Here is a 15,984-nt window from a genome sequence, read left to right as displayed (position 1 = left end):
TCACACCTTCACGTCGAACCGCGGTTCCGGCAGGGAGTGCAACGCCTTCAGCAGCCGCTCGGGGATCGCCGCTTTGCTGAAGTCGTCCGGGTTGCGGGCGGCGAACACCATCTGTCCCTTGGTCACCAGCTGATCGCCCCTGGTGAACTCGAAGCCGACGGCATAGGAGCTGGTGCCGATGTGCTCGCTCACCGCCTGGCAGACGATCTCGTCGAAGACCTTGACGGTGTCCAGGTAGCGGCACCCCGAGCTGATCCCCACGGTGACGATGCCGAGGTCGTCGACCATCTGACCACTGCGGATGCCCTTCGAGTACAGCCACGTCGAGTAGCAGCGCTCCATCCAGCGGTAGTAGATGTCGAAGTAGGCGATGCCGACGGTGTCGGTGTCGCCGTAGGCCAGCTGGAAGGCCAGCCGCCCCTCGCTCGGCTCGTGGACCAGGGCCATGCTCACTACTCCTCGATGATCACGTCGGCGGTGCCGGTGAGCACTTCCGCGCCGCCCACCACCACCAGGCTGATGTCACACGTGGCCACCCGGCCGCGCTCGGTGTCCTCGATCGCGGTGACGGTTCCCTGCGCGCGCACCCGGTCGCCCGCCAGCACGTTGCCCCGGAAGCGCACCTGGAACGACAGCAGCCGGTCCCGGCCGCCCGCCCATCTGGCCAGCATCGTCTGCAGATAGCCCATGTTCAACGGGCCCTGGTTGACGGTGCGCTCCGGCATGCCGAGCGCGGCCAGCGCGCGGGGGTCGAAGTGGATCGGATTCGGATCGGCGAGCAGCGCCGTCATCACCTTCATCTTCTCCGGGTCGACCGTGAGCTCCAGCGGCGGAATCTCCGTGCCGACCTGGACGTCGCGGGCCTGGGTGCTGATGTGCTGACTCACGCCGACCTCCGCGGGAAGATGATCGAGTTGAAACACCGGGCCACGTGGTCGCCGGCCACGTGCAGGTCGAGCTCGTATCCGACGATGTCCATCGTGCCCGCCTTACGGCCGACCTTGCGCTCGACCGAGACCACCCGCCCGGACACACGGTAGGTGGCGCCCATCCGCAGCGGGCGGTACAACGTGGTGCGGTGCTCGCCGAACATCGGACCGTCGTCGGCGGTGGCGTCGAACCAGGCGAAGAACTCGTCCCACGTCAGCCCCCACCCCGACACACCTGCCATCCAGGCGAGTACGGGGTGGGGTACCTCGTCGTACGGGTCGTCGAGCAAGGCGTCCGCGGTGAGCCAGGCACGCCACGGGGCGAGCGTGTACTCACCGCCGGGGAACTCCCGCCCGACCCGGTCGGCGTAGCCGTCCGGCTCAGACATTCCGCTCGCGGCCCTCCCAGTAGGGAGCGCGCAGCTCGCGCTTGAGGATCTTGCCGGTCGGCGCCTTGGGCAGTTCCTTGACGAACTCGACCGAGCGCGGCTTCTGGTAGCTGGCCAGGTGCTTCTTCGCCTGGTCGATGATCTCCTGCTCGGTGGCCTGCTGGCCGGGCTTGAGCACCACGAAGCCCTTGACGACCTCACCCCACTCGTCGTCCGGCACGCCGATCACCGCGCACTCCAGCACCGCGGGGTGGGTGGCGATGGCCTCCTCGACCTGCACCGAGTAGATGTTCTCGCCGCCGGAGATGATCATGTCCTTGGCCCGGTCGACGATGAACACGTAGTTGTCCTCGTCCCACGTGGCGATGTCGCCGGTCCACATCCAGCCGTTGCGCAGCGTCTTCGCGGTGAGGTCGGGACGGTTGAGGTAGCCGATCATGTTGGCCGGGCTCTTGACGATGATCTCGCCGGGCGTCTTGCCGTCCTTGGGCACGTCCCTGCCCTCCGGGTCCACCACCCGCACGGTGGTGATGAAGCCTTCCCGGCCGCACGAGCGCAGCCGCTCCGGGTGGATGCCGTTCAGCGCGTCGATGTGATCCTCCTGGGAGAGGAACGTCATCGTCGTGCCCTCGGTCTGGCCGTAACCCTGGATCAGCGTGCACGGGAACGCGTCCAGCGCCTGCCGGACGATGTGCGACGGCATCGGACCGCCGCCGTACTGGATGTTGCGCAGGCTGGACAAGTCGTAGCTGGCGAAGTTCGGCTCGGCCATCATCCAGTTCAGCATGGTGGTCACGCCGAGGAAGGCGGAGACCTTCTCGCTCTCGATGAGCTCCAGCGCCAGCTTCGGGGCGAAGTTCATCAGCACCAGCGGGCAGCCGTGCTTGAGGTAGTTCATCGCCAGCACGATCGGGATGTGGTACATCTGCCCGGTCAGCATGTACACGTCCGACGGCACGATGCGTTCCGCGACGGTCTGGTTCAGCATCCCGGCCGCGGCGCTGCGGTGGGTGTGCACCGCGCCCTTCGACTCACCTGTCGTACCGCCGGTGTAGAGCACGAAGAACGGGTCGTCCTCGGACACGTGCGCGCTCGGCTCTGGCTCGGCGTCCGACGAGCGGGCGATCAGGTCGTCGAGACTGCCGTCGGAGCCCTCCCCGAAGGACAACGAAGCGGTCAGGTCGACCTCGCGCTCGATCTCCTTGGCCACCGGGAGGAACTCGTTCTGCGTGATGAGCACCTTCGGCGCGGCGTCCTTGACCACCTTGATCAGCTCGGGGGCGGCCAGCCGCCAGTTCAGCGGCTGCGTGACCAGGCCGGCGCGGCCCGCGGCGAAGTAGAGCGCCTGGTACTCCACGCAGTTGCGGGACAGCATCGCCACCCGGTCGCCTTTGGACAAGCCGAGGTCCAGCAGGCCGTTGGCCATGCGGCGCACGAGCTCGTCCAGCTCGCGCCAGGTGACGCGACGGTCGTTGGGGGCGTCGTAGATCGCCTGCCGGGACGGCGTCAGGCGTGCCCACTTGGCAGGAATGAGTCCTTGGTTCATCGCTGGTCTCCGTGGGTTGCCGCGGCTTGTCGGGCTGGTGCTCTGGTCAGTAGGACTTGTCCAGTTCCAGGTGCAGCTTGCGAATCTTGAGCTGCCCTTCCTCCTCGACGATCTCGTTGCGGTAGACCCCGGCCGACAGCAGGGAGATCTCGCCGTTCTCGGTCGCCAGGAGGGTGAGGTAGTGCGTGGTGCGGATGACGTCGGGGTCGGAGTCGTCGATGATCAGGTTGCTGTTGTTGTGCCGACGCTGATCGGTCTGCTGCGCCAGCGAGTCGCGCATCAGCTTCATGATCGCGTCGCGCCCTTCGAACGTCACCGGGTCGCCGCCGGCGATCACCAGGGTGAACACCGCGTCCTTGGTGAAGACCGACTCCATCATGTCCAGATCGGGCAGGTCGTAGGCCAGGGAGTAGCGGTTGAGCAGGTTCTCGATGGCGGCGCGGTCGGACATGACGTCTCCTCACATCCAAAACGGGATAATGCTGAGAACTATACATATGGTTTCTGTCACGAGGCAAGCGCCGTTTCACCTGGTCATGCCCCGCTGCCCATCCATGCGGCCGACGGCGCCGCGAACGCCGGAAGGACTGCGTCGCGCTCCCGGCGGCGGATGGACCGCACCACGATCAATGCACCGACGCACCGCCGTCGACCGGGATCTGGCCCCCGGAGACGTAGTAGGACTCCGGCCCGGCGAGCCAGGCGACGACGTTGGACACGTGCTCCGGCTCGATCCACGCCTTGCCCATCGGGTTCAGGCTCGCGAAGGACGCTTCGGCGTCCTCGGCCTTGGGTTCGTCCAGATCGGGCCGGAACAGCTTGTAGGTGCGGGTGTTCTTCACCATCGGGGTGTCGATCGAGTTGGGATGGATGGTGTTCACCCGGATGCCGTGCGGGCCCAGCTCGTTGGCGAGCACCTTCATCAGGCCGACGATCGCGTGCTTCGTCGTGGTGTACGCCGCCACGTTGGCCAGGCCCTTGAAACCCGCCAGCGAGGCGATGATGATCACCGAGCCACCGGGACCGGCAGCCAGCAGGTGCGGGGCCGCGGCCTTGTACGTGTGCCACACACCCGTCACGTTGACGTCCATCAGCTCGCGCCAGGCGTCCTCACTGACCTCGTGGGTGGCTTCACCGAAGGTGAAGATGCCCGCGTTGGCCACCACGACGTCCAGCCTGCCGAACTTGTCCACGCCCGCGTTCACCGCTGCGGTCAACGCCTCGATGTCCCGCACGTCGGCCTGGGCGGCGTGGATCCGGCCGCCGGCCTGCTCGACCAGTCGTACCGTCTCCGCGAGGTCGTCCGGCGTGGCCAGGTCGTAGAAACCCTCGACGCTGCCGATGGGCGCGCAGATGTCCACGGCGATGATCGCCGCGCCGTCCCGGGCGAGCCGCAACGCGTGGCTGCGCCCCTGCCCCCGCGCGGCTCCGGTGATCAGTGCGACCTTTCCGTCCAGCGGTGCCCCCGGTGCGCTCATGCTGGATTGCCTCCTTTCACCTGGTGCGGGACTCGAGCAGCCCCACCTGATGCGCCTTGATCTGCAGTGCGAGGAACTTGCCGTAGAAGCGGGCCATCGCGAGGTTCCCGCCCATGAACCACAGGCCGTCCTGTCCGGAGCGTCGCCACACGCCCTGCAGCTCGCCCTCGTCGTCCAACCCCCAGACCGGCCCGCACCGGTCCGCGACCTCGTCGCCGAGCAAGCGCCGGGCGGTCTCGCGCATGCCCAGGTAGCCGGTGGCGAAGACGACGACGTCGGCGTCCACCGTGCTGCCGTCCGACAGCTCGAGCCCGGTCGAGGTGAACCGGACCGCCTCGACCCCGGAACGCAGGCCGATCGAGCCGTCGGCGATGAGCTCCGAGCAGCCCACGTTGATGTAGTAGCCGCCGCCGCGTTGCAGGAACAGCTGAAGCGCGCCGGTGCCGTTGATCCCGGAGGTGAGCAGAAAGCCCGCCTTCTCCAGGTCGGCGAGCAGCTCCTTGTCGTGCTCGGCCATGGCCGCCGTGGTGGCCTGGTGCATCTCCGGGGCGCACTTGAACGGGAACGACGCGCCGAGCAGGTCAGCGACGTCGGTCGGCGGGCCGGACTCCTCGTACAGACCGGTCATCGCGATGGCCGACCCGGCGAGGCTGACCACGTAGGTGGGTGACCGCTGGATCATGGTCACCTCGGCGCCGCCGTCGAACAGCTCCTGGGCGAGGTCGTGACCGCTGTTGCCGGTGCCGACGACGACCGCCTTCTTCCCGGAGAAGTCGACGCCGTGCGGGAACTGGCTGGAATGGCAGACGAACCCGCGATACTCGTCCGCGCCCGGCAGCTCGGGCATGTTCGGCTCGGTGCCGCTCACCCCGGTGGCCAGCACCAGGTGCCGCGGGCGAACGGTGCGCTGACTGCCGTCGGCGCGCCGCACGATCAGCGTCCAGCTGTCGCCCTCCCGCACCGCTTCGGTGAGTTCGGAGCCGGTCCAGACGTTGAGTTCCATCGCGTGCGCGTAGAACTCGAGCCAGTCGGCGAGCTTGTCCTTGGGCGTGTAGACCGGCCAGTTCGGCGGGAACGGGAGGTACGGCAGGTGGTCGTACCACACCGGGTCGTGCAGAACGAGGGAGTCGTAGCGGTTGCGCCACCCGTCCCCGACGCGCTGATGGCGCTCGATCACCAGCGTCGGGACGCCGAGGCAACCCAGCCGCGCCGCCAGGCCGAGGCCGGAGTGGCCCGCCCCGACGATCACCACCTCCGGGTCGCCGTCGGTGAACTCCCGCTGCCGTTCGCGGGCCTCGGGCCAGGTCCTTGCTTGCCCGTCGACGCCGTCGAACGGCCGCCGTGTGCCGACCCGCTCCTCATGCCCGATCAGCTCGTCCATCGCGGTGAGCAGCGTCCACGCGCGCCAGGCGCCGTCCCGCTCCACGAGCCGGAGGACCCCGCGTCCTCGCGCGACGGTGGTACGGAACTCGAAGAGGGCTTGCACCCACGGCTCCGCACCGGCCTCCACCAGCGTCGGACGGTCGAGCAGGGTGAAGGTCACGTCGCCCATGCGAGGCGCCTCGGTGATCCTGGCCGCCAACGCCTGGTGCCCGTGCGCCGTACGCAAGTCCCAGGTGAAGGCGAGCAGGTCTCGCCACCAGGCATCCGAGTGGAACAGCTCCGCCGTCGCGCCGGCCGCGCCGTCACGCAGTGCACTCTGCAACCGGTCGAGCCACGTACGCACTGTGGCGTCAAGGTCCGGAACGACCTGCTGATCGAGCGTCACCGTCGACCCCAATCCTGATATCGGTAATCATGAATATTGAGGGCAGTGAAGCAAATCACGATCAACACTGGCAAGACTCCGTTCGGACGCTCGAGCTGCGACGGCTGACCTACAGGTCACTCGCGCACAAGCGCCTGACCTGCGACGATGCCGAGTGGCCCGCTCGCGCTCAGCGGCACGGGACGGCGCCGGACCTCGCTCGACGACGCGGGAAACCGCCGGGCCGCTCAACGATGCCGGACGCCACCAGGGCCACGACCAACCACACAGGAAACCCGCCGAAACCACGCTCGACGACCCAGGACACCACCCGGCCACCCAACGACGCCGGACACAACCACGGCCACGACCAACCACACAGGAAACCCGCCGAAACCACGCTCGACGACCCAGGACACCACCCGGCCACCCAACGACGCCGGACACAACCACGGCCACGACCAACCACACAGGAAACCCGCCGGGCTGCGCCCGGCGCGATCACCGCTGCCCCTAGCCGGTGTAAAACGCGCGCAGCCAGTCCAGGTCGTGACCGTGCAGCACGGACGGCCAGTCGGCCGGGCGCGGGTCGCCGTAGACCAGGCTGCGGTTCTCCGTCTTCAACACCTCGGCGTACTGAGTGACGGGCAGGTAGTACATGTAGCCCATCACCCGGTCGGCGATCCGCCAGCCGCGCTCGGTGCGCCGGTAGACGTCGCGGTAGCGGAGCGCCACGACCATGGTTTCGCCCTGCCGGACCAGCTCGGCGTGCCCGCTGACTAGACCCCGCGCGACATCGGGGTCGCCGTCGTCGAAGCGCGGGATGACCGAGTGGACGAAGTGGTGGGTGGGACCGAGCGCGTCGAACCTGGCCTGGTAGACCCGCGCGATCTCGTCGAGGCCGGTGGCGTCGAACACGCCGTCGTCCGAGCCAAGGTGAGCGTCTTCGGTGAACAGGCTGTCCAGCCCGGTGAGGTCGCGCTCGTCCATCACGAACCCGTAGAGGTGCACGAGGTCGTGAATGGCCAGCCGGTCCTCGATCCGGCGCAGCCGCTGCTCGATGGTCTGCTGCGTGCTCATCGCACTCGCTCCCCTCCGTGCTCGGTGGTGGTGACGCGACGCGGCAGCGGGCCGAACGAAGTGACGTCCGCGGGCACCAACGCGTCCTCGGGCACGATGGCGATGCCGGTGACCGAGATGCGCTTCGCCGCGATCCGCCACTCGCCGTCGGCTTGCACGATGTCGTTGCGATACCGGCCCCACACCTGGCGCGCCTCGCCCGTGCGGTGTGTGGTGATCACCCAGAAGCACGCGTCCACCTGGTAGCGCTCCCCACCGAGCGGCGAGACCTGCAGGTTGGTGAGCATGTGCTGGGCGAGCTCGACGTCGGATGCCGCGAACTCGCGGTAGAGATCGAGGAACGCCTCGCGCCCCTTCCGGTTGCCCTGCACCCTGACCAGCTCCACGTCGTCGGTCACCAGGCCGGCGAGCCCGTCGACGTCCTTGGCGTCGACCAGTGCCTGATAGCGGTGCATCAACTCGGCCGCGGCGTGGAACACCTCGAGCCGTTTCAGCAGTGCCTGATCCATGCCGGCGTCCTAGTAGCTCCGCGGCAGCCCGAGCACGTGCTCGGCGATGTAGTTGAGCACCATCTCCTGGCTGATCGGGGCGATGCGGTTGAGCCGCGCCTCGCGGAAGTAGCGCTCGACGTGGTACTCGCGGGCGTAGCCGTATCCGCCGTGCACGTTGATCGCCACGTCGGCCGCGTGGAAGCCCGCCTCGCTGGCCAGGAACTTGGCTTCGTTGGCCTCGCGCCCGCACGGAATGTCGTTGTCGATCATCCAGGCGGCCTTGTCGCAGATGGCGGTCGCGGCGTCCAGCCGGATCCTGGCCTCCGCGAGCTGGCCGGAGATGAGCTGGTTCTTGCCGATCGGACGGCCGAAGACGACCCGTTCGTTGGCATAGGCCACGGCCCGGCGCAACGCCGCTTCGCCGAGGCCGAGCGCGGCATTGGCGGAGATCACCCGCTCGGCGTTCAGCCCGCTCAGGATCACCTTGAAGCCCTCACCGACCTCGCCGATGACGTCCTCGTCGGGGACGAACAGGTCGTCGATGAACAGCTCGTTGGTGTCCACCGCGTGCCTGCCCATCTTCGGGATCTCGCGAATGGTGACGCGTTCCCGATCCATGGGCGCGAACATCAGGGTGAGGCCGCGATGCCCCTTGCCCTCCCGCGGCGAGGTGCGGACCAGCAGGAACATCCGCTCCGCCTCCTGCGCCTTGGTGATCCACACCTTCTTGCCCGACACCAGCCAGCCGCCGTCGACCTTGCGCGCCTGGGTGGTCAGGTTGAGCGTGTCGGTGCCCGCATCCGGCTCGGTCACGGCGAACGAGACGTGCAGGTCACCGGCCGCCGCACGGGGCAGGAAACGCTTCTTGAGATCTTCGCTGCCGTGCCTGATCAGCGGCTCGAAACCGAAGATGCCGATGTGCACGGCGGAGCAGCCCGCCATGCCCGCTCCGGACGCGGAGATCTCCCGCTCGACGATCGCGGCCTCGCTGACCCCGAGGCCACCGCCGCCGTACTCCTCCGGGATGGTCAGGCCGAGCCAGCCGGCATCCGCGACCGCTTGGTAGAACTCCCACGGGAACTCGTGCTTGACGTCCTTCTCCATCCAGTAGTCGTCGTCGAAGCGAGCACACATGGCTCGCACCGCCTCCCGGATGGATTCGTGGGTCTCGTTCACGCCGAAGTCCATGGCGTCTCCCGCTCTCGCCAGCCGAATTTCATTATCACTATTATCACTAAGTGGCGGTCGCGTCACCCCCTGAGCGACGACCGCGGCGCGGCGGCACGGCGCCCTCCCCGGCGGACGAGGACCATGGCGGCCACCGTGGCCACGGCCATCGCCGCCCACGCCCAGCCCCGGCCACCGGCGTCCGACAAGGCACCGAAGGCGCTCGGCCCCACCGCGGATCCGATACCGCTGCCCAGCTGGACCGTGCCGCTGGCCGCGCCGGGAGCGGACACCGTGCGCACCACGGTGATGAGCAGCAGGGCGGGCCATGTCCAGGCGGCAACGAGCGCGAGTACGACGCCTGCGACCACCACCGCCCGCCACGGAGCACCTGCCCCTTCGCCGGCATCGAGACCGGTGACGCCGACAGCCACCAGCCCCAGCGTGATCCCGGCGAGCGCCATCACGGCCAGCAACGGCGTCACGTCGGAGGCCGGGCGCGTGTCGAGAAACCGCCCGGCGGCCACCCGGACGACGACGGCGAGCAGGCTTCCGCCGGACACCACACCCGCCGCCACGACCGGTGACAGTCCGGCGGAAACCAGCGTGAGGACGGCGAAACCGGTGATCGTCGCCACCGAGAAGGTACCCAGCCCGGCGGCGACGGCCATGGGCGCGATGACACTTCGCTCAGCGCGCCGGACGACCGGGGACGAACGGGAGACGGAGCGCGAGCGGGCCCGGTGCCCCCGAGCGCCGCGCCACGCCAGCAGCAACACGACAGCCGGCAGCACCAGGACGGCCGCCATGGCCGCGCGCCAGCCGAGCAGGTGAGCCAGCCAGGGCAGCGTGACCCCGGCCGCGGCCATCAGCAGCGGCGGAGCCGTCTGCTTCATCCCCAGCACCGAGGCATGACGCGCGGGCGGCACGAGCTCGACCACGACCAGGTTGCTGGTCGGCGAGCAGAGGCCGTAGCCGACACCGCTGATCGCGAACACGACCAGCAAGGCGACCCAGGAGTCGACGACCAGCGCACAGCTCGCCAGACAGGCCGCCGTCACCAGCGCACCCACCCGGACGCCTGCCGGCCAGCCGACCCGGTCGACCCACCTTCCGGCCACCGGCGCCGCCACGGCCGTCACGGCCCAGAAGGCCGAGACGACCAGGCCCAAGCCGGCGTCGCCCAGGTTCAGGTCGACGGTGACGTCGACGGCCAGGACACCAAGACACGTCGGGACCGCGATCGCCGTGGCGAGCACCCCGAACGCGAGCAGGCCCGCCGCCCACCCCCGGGACCCCCGAGGGCCAGGGCCACGGGCCGTGGCGGAGCCTCCCAGGCGCCGTGCCCGGGAGCTCTGCCGGATCATGCCGACCGACGGCCGACGCCGTCAGTCCTCGATACGCAGCGCAAGCTCCGGACAGGATTCGACACCGAGCGCGGCCTTGTCCTCCAGATCCTCGGGGATGTCGCCGTCGTACTTGACGATGACCTGTCCCTCGTCCTCGGTGACGCCGTAGACCTCCGGCGCCGACATCCGGCACAGGCCGTGACCCTGACATTTGTCCAGGTCGGCGATAACTCTCATGAATGGTCCTCCTGACTCGTCACACCACGGTGCCGGTCCGTACCGCCCGGGAGCAACGCCGTGTCGCCGTCACTCTTTCGCTTGACGCCGGGCTGCGTATAACCATTATCATGGTAGTTCCCGTCACAGGGAACCCCTTGGCCTCGAGAAGGATGGATTCGATGTCCGACCAGCAGCGTTGCCCTGTCGTCCAGTTCGACCACCACTCGGCCGAACACGCCAAGGACCACGTGGCCATCTACCGCAAGCTCCGGGAGGAAACCCCGGTCGCCTGGACCGAGGCCCACGGCGGCTTTTGGGTTCTCTCCAGTTACCAGGCGGTCTTCGAGGCTTCACGCGACGACGACACGTTCTCCTCGGGGCGGCACGACGAGTACGGCGGCCCAGGCCTGTCGGTGACCATTCCCAAGGCGCCCACCGCGTTCCACATCCCGATCGAGCTCGACCCGCCGGAGTTCCGCCCGTACCGCAAGGTGGTCAACCAGGTCACCGCGCCCGCAGCGGTGGAGAAGCTGCACGACACCATCAAGCACTACGTCACGGGCTTCATCGACACCATCATCGAGAAGGGCGAGGCCGACCTGGCCGTCGTGGCAGGCGTGCCCGCGGCGGTGACCATCGACTGGCTGGGCTTGGATCCCGCGCAGTACCAGCAGTACGTCGACGCGATGCACACGCTGGTCTCGGCCGCCCCCGGGTCGCCGGAGTACCAGCACGCCGCCGAGGTGGCGGTCCCGTGGGTGAACAAGACGGTTCGCGAGCACATCGCCTACCGCCGCAAGCACCCCGCGGACGACGCCACCACGCACTTCATCAACGCCGAGGTCAACGGCCGCAAGATGACCGACGACGAGATCTACTCGATCCTCGAGCTGGTCATCTCCGGCGGGGTCGGCACCACCGCGTCGCTGGTGACCCAGGCGCTGGTGTGGCTGTACCAGAACCCCGGCGAGCGGCAGCGCCTGATCGACGACCCGTCGATGATCGACATCGCGGTCGAGGAATTCCTCCGGGTCTTCTCCCCGACCCAGGCGCTGGCCCGCACGGTCATGAAGGACGTCGAGTTCCACGGCTGCCCGATGCGCAAGGGCGACCGCGTGCTGCTGTCCTGGGCGTCGGCGAACCGGGACGCCGCGCAGTTCAAGGACCCCGACAAGGTCGACATCACCCGGTGGCCGAACCGGCACGTCGCCTTCGGGATCGGCATCCACCGCTGCGCAGGCTCCCACCTCGGCAAAGCCATGGCGCGGGAGATGATCCGCCAGGTGCTGGCTCGCATGGGTGACTACGTCGTCGACATGGACAACCTCGTCACCTACCCCGACCAGGGAACCAACGCGGGCTACCACCGCATCCCGGTGACGTTCACGCCCGGCAAGCGGCTGCTCGGCGACAAGCCGCTGTTCCCCGACCACTACACCAGGTCAGGCAAGTGAGCGGCGGAGCCAACGGCCAGGCGGTACTCGATCCGGAGAACGGAAACGTCGTGGTGGTCGGCGGCGGCCTGGCCGCCGCGCGGCTCTGCGCCGCCCTGCGCCGCAAGAAGTTCACCGGCCGCATCACCGTGCTCAGCGCCGAAGAGGTTCCGCCGTACGACCGGCCGCCGCTGTCCAAGGCCGTCCTGGCCGGCGAACGCGACGACGCCCCACTGCCCTTCGACACCGAGAAGCTGGGCGTCGGCCTGCGCCTGGGCACTCGGGCCGTCGGGCTGGACACCACCGCCCGCACGGTCCACACCGAGGCCGGTGAGATGCCCTACGACGCGCTGGCGATCGCGACCGGCGCGACGCCGCTGCGGTTGCCCGGCGACGGACCCCAACGGACCCTGCGCACCCTCGGCGACGCACTCGCCCTGCGCAAGGAGCTGGTGCCCGGTGCGCGTGTGGTGATCGTCGGGGCTTGCTGGATCGGCGCCGAGGTGGCCACCGCCGCCAAGGCCGCCGGCTGCCACGTGACCTGCCTCGAGCTCGGTGCGCAGCCGTTGGGCGGAGCGCTCGGCGAGGAGGTCGGCGCGGCGACGCGCCCGTGGTGGGACGGCATCGATCTGCGCACGTCCACCGCCGTGCAGTCGGTCGAAGCGGACGGCGTGCACCTCGCCGACGGCACCGTCCTGGCGGCCGACGTCGTCGTCACCGGCATCGGTGTGCGGCCCGACCTGGGCTGGCTGGCCGATTCCGGCATCGCCACCGATCGCGGGATCCTGACCGACACCCGCTGCCGCACCTCCGTCCCGGGTGTGGTTGCGCTCGGTGACGTGGCGCAGCGCTGGACCGCGCACACCGGTACCCACCGACTGGTCGAGCACTGGGACGAAGCGAGCACGGCCGCCACCGCGGCAGCGGCCAGCTTGCTCGACTGGGAGCAGGGCCCCGAGCACGATCCGGTCCCCTATTTCTGGTCCGATCAGTTCGGGCGCAAACTGCAGTACGTCGGCGTCCACGGCCCAAATGACGACCTGACCGTCGACACCGCCGACGACGGCTCGCTGCTGCGGGCGGTGTGGAGCCGGGACGGGGTGCTCACCGCCTGGCTCGGGGTCGACCTCAGCAAGGACCTGGTCAAGGCCCGCACCGCGGTGGGCGGCCCGGTCTCCGCCTTGGCGTGATCCGGGTGGGTGGGCCCGAGGCAGGCATGGCCACCGACCCCACCGTGGCAGGCGCCCCGGCCCACCCCGTCCGCCAGCCGGCCCGGCGCCTGTCGACGTGGCTGGCGCTGGCGCTGGTCGTCGCGACCGGGGTGAACCTGCGTGCCATCTTCGGCGTGACACCGCCGCTGGTGCCGGTGATCAGCGACGAGCTGTCGCTCAGTGCGACCGAGGCGAGCTTGCTGACCTCCGTGCCGATCCTCGCCATGGCGGTCTGCGCTCCCCTCGGGCACGCGCTCACCTCCCGGCTCGGCACGGATCGCGCGATGATCGCCCTGCTCGCCTTGCTCGGCGTCGCCGAACTCTCCCGCCTGATGATGGACGCGGTGGTGCCGCTGATCGTCTCGGCCGGCCTCATCGGCGGGGTGCTGGGCGCGACCTCCACCCTGGTGCCCGCGTTCATCGCGCACTACCTGCCCCGGCTGCGCGGCATGGCCACCGGCATCTACTCCACCTCCATGGCGCTCGGCGTCGGGCTGGCCGCCGGGACGGCACAACCGGTCACCGACCACCTCGGTGGTTGGCGGGTCGCGCTGTCGGTGTGGGGCGTGGCGGCCTTGGCCCTGGTGGCAGCCATGATCGGGGTGCGAGCCACGGGACGGGGGATGCCGCGCGCCGACGGCAGGCGCCGCCGGGTCTCGCTCCCGCTCCGAGAGAAGCGCGCCTGGTTCGTCTCGGCCGTCTACTGCGTGCCGATGTTCCTCGGCTTCGGGGTGATCGCCTGGCTGCCCAGCCTCTTCATGGAGCACGGCATCGGCTCCGGGCTCGCCGCGTTCTACCTCGTGCTGTTCCAGGGCGTCCAGCTGGTGTCGATGCTGACCCTCACGCCGCTGACCGACCGCACCCCCAAGCGCCGCGGGGTCTTCGCGACCGTGATGCTCGCCGCCACGCTCGGCCTGCTGCTGCTCAGCCTGCAACCGCACGCGTGGGCCCTGCCCGGCGCCCTGCTGGCCGGGTTCGGTATCGGCGGAGCCAGCAGCCTGGCCCTGGTCACGGTGCAGGACGAGGCGACCTCGCCGGAGGACGCCACCCGGCTCAGCGCGATGTCCATGCTGTTGTCGTTCACCGCGGGTGCCGCCAGCCCGTTCCTGATGGGCGCGCTCTCCGACCTGACCGGCGGCCTCGGGCCGAGCTTCTGGCTGTGTTTCGCGGTCAGCGCCGCCGGGATCCTGCTGCTCGTCGGGATGCATCCCGCGGAACGCCGAACGCACTCCACCACGAGCTTCTCCTAGAAACAATATTCATCATTGTCCTAAAATTGCGGTGTCTCCTGCGACAGCGGACGAGCACGAGAGGAGCAGCCATGCCCGGCATGTGGTTCGAAGAGTTCGAGGAGGGGCAGGAGTTCAAGCACCCCTGGCGCCGCACGGTGACCGAGGCGGACAACATCCTGTTCACCTCGCTCACCATGAACCCGGCCCCGATCCACCTGGACGCCGAGTACATGGCGACCCAGCCGTACGGCCAGCGGCTGGTGAACAGCCTGTTCACCGCGGGCCTGATCGGCGGGATGATCGTCTACGACCTGACCATGGGCACGACGCTGGGCAACCTCGGCTACACCAAGTTCGACTTCCCCAACCCGGTCTTCCACGGCGACACGCTGCGCGCCGAGACCACCATCCTGGGCAAGCGGGAGTCGAAGAGCCGCAGCGACGCCGGCATCGTGTACTTCGAGCACCGCGGCTACAACCAGCGCGACGAGCTGGTGCACATCGCCCACCGGGCCGGGTTGATGCTCAAGCGCCCCACCGACGCGAAGTCCTGACACCACGAGGGGCCCCAGGTCACCGAATCGGCCCGGGGCCCCTCATGTGGTGCCTGACCACGGAGGGAAGCGAGATCAGGCAGGCTGTTTCGCCGCCAGCTCCTCGAACCCGATGCTCTGCAGGTCCTTCAGCGGCTCGACCACCTCGCGGCCGACCTCCTCCAGGTAGGCGGCGGTCTGCTCGGCGTCCATTCCCGGCCAGTGCGGGCGGACCAGCAGCGGCCCGATCGGCAGCCGACCGGCGATCTCCCTGATCTGCGCGCGGACTTGCTCGCCGTTGCCCAACAGCACGTGTTCCCGCACGTTCGCCAGGAAGTCCCGCTCGACCCGTTCTTTGTCCAGCAGCTGCATGCCCTGGCCCGCATACGAAACGTACTTGACCCGCGCCACCTCGGCGAACTTGTGCAGGGCGTCCTCCGGGTCGGTGCCCAGCTGCAGCTCCCGGCGCAGCGGGAACTTCGTCAGCGGCAGGCCGTACTTCGTGCGCTCGTCGATGTACGCGCCGATCAGGTCCTCGACCTGATCGATCGTCTGCTGCGGGGTGATCGTCCAGACGTCGCCGTGCCGGGCGGCCCGGCGCACTCCCGTCTCCTTCATCGCCCCCAGCCAGATGGGCGGGCGCGGCTTCTGGACCGGGTGCAGGTGGGTCGGCCGGTCCTCGATGTGGAAGAACGTGCCGTGGTGGGTGACCCGGTCCTGCGTCCAGACCTTCGTCATCACCTCGATGAGTTCCTCCAGCAGCGCGTAGCGCCGCTGGAAGGGCTTGCCGAAGACCTCGTACTCGTGCTCGAGGTAGCCGGTGCCGATGCCGACCACGAGCTTGCCGCGGGTCACCACGTCCAGGGTGGCCAGGTCCTCGGCCAGCTGCACCGGGTGGTGCAGCGGGCCGATCAGCACGGTCGTGCCGATCTTGACGTGGTCGTCCAGCTCCGCCGCCAGCCGCGCCAGCAGCGGCACCGGCTGGAACCAGCGAAACCCGTCGTAGAGAAAGTGCTGGCCGATGGTCAGGTAGGTGAAGCCGGCCTTCTGTGCGGCCTCCACCTTGCGCAGCATCAGGTCGAGGTGTTCCTCCGGAGGCGTGGAGACCGGCTGGTCCCCCATCAGGATGCCGAATTCCATCTGTCGTCTCTTTCCGGCCCGCCCGACCGGGCCGGACGGG

17 protein-coding genes are annotated in these 15,984 nt (G+C 69.1%); 4 read left to right on the top strand and 13 right to left on the bottom strand.

Annotation, left to right across the window (positions count from 1 at the left end):
- The 12 genes from YWY_RS0115830 to YWY_RS23825 all read right to left on the bottom strand — a co-directional run bounded on the left by YWY_RS0115830 (position 1) and on the right by YWY_RS23825 (position 10,413).
- On the bottom strand, positions 1–447 hold the full coding sequence (locus YWY_RS0115830) for an acyl-CoA thioesterase (RefSeq protein WP_051310440.1): 447 nt from the start codon (positions 445–447) through the stop codon (positions 1–3).
- 5 nt (positions 448–452) lie between these two features.
- Complete coding sequence (locus tag YWY_RS0115825; RefSeq protein WP_245566699.1) at positions 453–887, bottom strand: MaoC family dehydratase; 435 nt, start codon at positions 885–887, stop codon at positions 453–455.
- Positions 884–1,318 (bottom strand): hypothetical protein, encoded by a 435-nt coding sequence (locus YWY_RS0115820; protein WP_028848412.1) that lies wholly within the window; start codon positions 1,316–1,318, stop codon positions 884–886. The genes YWY_RS0115825 and YWY_RS0115820 overlap by 4 nt, the downstream gene beginning before the upstream one ends.
- Positions 1,311–2,864 (bottom strand): AMP-binding protein, encoded by a 1,554-nt coding sequence (locus tag YWY_RS0115815; protein ID WP_028848411.1) that lies wholly within the window; start codon positions 2,862–2,864, stop codon positions 1,311–1,313. Before YWY_RS0115815 ends, YWY_RS0115820 begins: the two co-directional genes overlap by 8 nt.
- Before the next feature lie 46 nt (positions 2,865–2,910).
- Entirely contained in the window at positions 2,911–3,315 is a 405-nt protein-coding gene (locus tag YWY_RS0115810; RefSeq protein WP_028848410.1) for a nuclear transport factor 2 family protein, read from the bottom strand.
- 175 nt (positions 3,316–3,490) lie between these two features.
- Positions 3,491–4,342: a mycofactocin-coupled SDR family oxidoreductase gene (locus tag YWY_RS0115805; RefSeq protein WP_038045451.1), complete on the bottom strand. Its 852-nt coding sequence runs from the start codon at positions 4,340–4,342 to the stop codon at positions 3,491–3,493.
- Between the two features lie 16 nt (positions 4,343–4,358).
- Complete coding sequence (locus YWY_RS0115800; RefSeq protein ID WP_038045449.1) at positions 4,359–6,110, bottom strand: flavin-containing monooxygenase; 1,752 nt, start codon at positions 6,108–6,110, stop codon at positions 4,359–4,361.
- A gap of 492 nt (positions 6,111–6,602) precedes the next feature.
- Complete coding sequence (locus YWY_RS0115795) at positions 6,603–7,169, bottom strand: nuclear transport factor 2 family protein (RefSeq protein WP_028848407.1); 567 nt, start codon at positions 7,167–7,169, stop codon at positions 6,603–6,605.
- A complete protein-coding gene (locus tag YWY_RS0115790; RefSeq protein ID WP_028848406.1) occupies positions 7,166–7,678 on the bottom strand; it encodes a nuclear transport factor 2 family protein in 513 nt (170 codons plus the stop codon). Before YWY_RS0115790 ends, YWY_RS0115795 begins: the two co-directional genes overlap by 4 nt.
- A gap of 9 nt (positions 7,679–7,687) precedes the next feature.
- Complete coding sequence (locus YWY_RS0115785) at positions 7,688–8,848, bottom strand: acyl-CoA dehydrogenase family protein (RefSeq protein WP_028848405.1); 1,161 nt, start codon at positions 8,846–8,848, stop codon at positions 7,688–7,690.
- 62 nt (positions 8,849–8,910) lie between these two features.
- Complete coding sequence (locus YWY_RS0115780; protein WP_028848404.1) at positions 8,911–10,086, bottom strand: MFS transporter; 1,176 nt, start codon at positions 10,084–10,086, stop codon at positions 8,911–8,913.
- Between the two features lie 129 nt (positions 10,087–10,215).
- Positions 10,216–10,413: a ferredoxin gene (locus YWY_RS23825; protein ID WP_084609314.1), complete on the bottom strand. Its 198-nt coding sequence runs from the start codon at positions 10,411–10,413 to the stop codon at positions 10,216–10,218.
- A gap of 161 nt (positions 10,414–10,574) precedes the next feature.
- Here YWY_RS23825 and YWY_RS0115770 point away from each other — a divergent pair, with 161 nt between their 5' ends.
- The 4 genes from YWY_RS0115770 to YWY_RS0115755 all read left to right on the top strand — a co-directional run bounded on the left by YWY_RS0115770 (position 10,575) and on the right by YWY_RS0115755 (position 14,825).
- Positions 10,575–11,849 (top strand): cytochrome P450, encoded by a 1,275-nt coding sequence (locus YWY_RS0115770; RefSeq protein WP_028848403.1) that lies wholly within the window; start codon positions 10,575–10,577, stop codon positions 11,847–11,849.
- Positions 11,846–13,018, top strand: coding sequence for an NAD(P)/FAD-dependent oxidoreductase (locus YWY_RS22355; protein ID WP_051310339.1), 1,173 nt, complete (start codon positions 11,846–11,848; stop codon positions 13,016–13,018). The genes YWY_RS0115770 and YWY_RS22355 overlap by 4 nt, the downstream gene beginning before the upstream one ends.
- Before the next feature lie 5 nt (positions 13,019–13,023).
- The gene (locus tag YWY_RS0115760) at positions 13,024–14,289 is read left to right on the top strand and encodes an MFS transporter (protein WP_156899299.1); all 1,266 of its coding nucleotides are present in this window, start codon (positions 13,024–13,026) and stop codon (positions 14,287–14,289) included.
- Between the two features lie 71 nt (positions 14,290–14,360).
- Positions 14,361–14,825, top strand: coding sequence for a MaoC family dehydratase (locus YWY_RS0115755; RefSeq protein WP_028848401.1), 465 nt, complete (start codon positions 14,361–14,363; stop codon positions 14,823–14,825).
- A 75-nt stretch (positions 14,826–14,900) separates the two neighbouring features.
- Here YWY_RS0115755 and YWY_RS0115750 read toward each other — a convergent pair whose 3' ends face one another.
- Positions 14,901–15,944, bottom strand: coding sequence for an LLM class flavin-dependent oxidoreductase (locus YWY_RS0115750; RefSeq protein ID WP_028848400.1), 1,044 nt, complete (start codon positions 15,942–15,944; stop codon positions 14,901–14,903).
- Positions 15,945–15,984 lie beyond the last annotated feature (40 nt).

Source organism: Thermocrispum agreste DSM 44070, assembly GCF_000427905.1.
Taxonomy (GTDB): Bacteria; Actinomycetota; Actinomycetes; order Mycobacteriales; family Pseudonocardiaceae; genus Thermocrispum; species Thermocrispum agreste.
This window is presented reverse-complemented; position numbering and strand designations above follow the sequence as displayed.

Excerpts from the sequence above, each read along its gene's own strand:
- YWY_RS0115815 (WP_028848411.1), bottom strand. The coding sequence starts at position 2,864 with ATGAACCAAGGACTCATTCCTGCCAAGTGGGCACGCCTGACGCCGTCC.
- YWY_RS0115785 (WP_028848405.1), bottom strand. The coding sequence starts at position 8,848 with ATGGACTTCGGCGTGAACGAGACCCACGAATCCATCCGGGAGGCGGTG.
- YWY_RS0115830 (WP_051310440.1), bottom strand. The coding sequence starts at position 447 with ATGGCCCTGGTCCACGAGCCGAGCGAGGGGCGGCTGGCCTTCCAGCTG.
- YWY_RS23825 (WP_084609314.1), bottom strand. The coding sequence starts at position 10,413 with ATGAGAGTTATCGCCGACCTGGACAAATGTCAGGGTCACGGCCTGTGC.
- YWY_RS0115750 (WP_028848400.1), bottom strand. The coding sequence starts at position 15,944 with ATGGAATTCGGCATCCTGATGGGGGACCAGCCGGTCTCCACGCCTCCG.
- YWY_RS0115820 (WP_028848412.1), bottom strand. The coding sequence starts at position 1,318 with ATGTCTGAGCCGGACGGCTACGCCGACCGGGTCGGGCGGGAGTTCCCC.
- YWY_RS0115810 (WP_028848410.1), bottom strand. The coding sequence starts at position 3,315 with ATGTCCGACCGCGCCGCCATCGAGAACCTGCTCAACCGCTACTCCCTG.
- YWY_RS0115770 (WP_028848403.1), top strand. The coding sequence starts at position 10,575 with ATGTCCGACCAGCAGCGTTGCCCTGTCGTCCAGTTCGACCACCACTCG.
- YWY_RS0115795 (WP_028848407.1), bottom strand. The coding sequence starts at position 7,169 with ATGAGCACGCAGCAGACCATCGAGCAGCGGCTGCGCCGGATCGAGGAC.
- YWY_RS0115805 (WP_038045451.1), bottom strand. The coding sequence starts at position 4,342 with ATGAGCGCACCGGGGGCACCGCTGGACGGAAAGGTCGCACTGATCACC.
- YWY_RS0115790 (WP_028848406.1), bottom strand. The coding sequence starts at position 7,678 with ATGGATCAGGCACTGCTGAAACGGCTCGAGGTGTTCCACGCCGCGGCC.
- YWY_RS0115755 (WP_028848401.1), top strand. The coding sequence starts at position 14,361 with ATGCCCGGCATGTGGTTCGAAGAGTTCGAGGAGGGGCAGGAGTTCAAG.